At 32.4% G+C, this 1,100-nt stretch carries 2 protein-coding genes; both read left to right on the forward strand.

All coding sequences use genetic code 11. The annotated features are described in order from the left end of the window. Positions 1-534 (forward strand): DNA/RNA non-specific endonuclease (locus BFL01S_RS19685; protein WP_235859275.1); only part of this gene is annotated, 534 nt, incomplete at its 5' end. Positions 535-538: 4 nt separating this feature from the next. Then, the gene (locus BFL01S_RS19690; RefSeq protein ID WP_061786735.1) at positions 539-1,018 is read left to right on the forward strand and encodes an immunity protein YezG family protein; all 480 of its coding nucleotides are present in this window, start codon (positions 539-541) and stop codon (positions 1,016-1,018) included. The last annotated feature ends 82 nt before the right edge of the window (positions 1,019-1,100 follow it).

Raw genomic sequence — 1,100 nt, forward strand, 5'->3', positions numbered from 1 at the left:
AGGGGGACAGTTAAAGATAGTATTATAAAGGAAATAAAAGAAATTGATTTCGGAAAACATATAATAAGAGGTAAAAACGGAAAAAAACAGTTACTTCCAAATGCAAAGTATGTAACTAATGATGATGATAAATATACTACCGATGAACTTGGGCGTATAGTCCATGTTGAGGCTCCTGAACTTATATTAAAAAAGGCTGATAGAAATAAATATGCACAAGCGAATGTAGGAGATAAAGATAGATTATCAGATGATGATGGTGGTCATTTAATAGGAGCTCAATTTAATGGCCCTGCGGATATAGATAATCTTGTACCACAAAATAGTCAGATTAATAGGAGAGGTGGAGTTTGGTATAATATGGAGACAGAATGGGCAAATGCATTAAAAGAGGTGCCTCCTAAGAATGTCTCCGTTAATATTACACCAATTTATTCAAGTAACTCAATGCGACCAGATTCATTTACTATAAGATATCAAATTGAAGGAAAACGACAAGTAAGGTTAGTGATACAAAATAAATCAGGAGGTTGAGAATATGAGTTTTGAAAATGAACTAAATGAATTATATAAACAGATAGCTCAGCAAGTTAACGATTTAATTCCAATTGAATGGAGCGACTTTTATTTCAATGGAGAAGTGAAGGATAAAGAAGGGGGAGTATTCTTCTTTTTTACCCCTATTGACAGTAATGAACCAGTTTATTCTCATGATATCCCAGATATTTATCCTATAGATGAGAGTGTCCATGATGAAGAGATGCATAAATTGTTTGAACTAACAGTTAAACTGCAACAGGTTTTTATTGATAATGACCAAGAACCTTGGTTTTCAGTGACATTATTACTTAATTCATTGGGAAAACTAAATGTACATTTTGATTACTCAAATTGGCATGATAGCGAATTTGGTCCGGCAGCTAGAATTGAGTATTTTGAATATAAATATGTAAGTCAAAATAAAGAACAGCTAGATTTAGATTTAATAGAGAGAATGAAGAAATTTGAAGAAAAGTAAACAATTAAGCACTTGGTTACCTTTTAGGCAACAGGTGCTTTTGTTTTTGGTGAAGTAAGAACAACATGAATGAGACCAGTTT

Source organism: Priestia flexa NBRC 15715 (assembly GCF_001591565.1).
In the GTDB taxonomy this organism is placed as follows: domain Bacteria; phylum Bacillota; class Bacilli; order Bacillales; family Bacillaceae_H; genus Priestia; species Priestia flexa.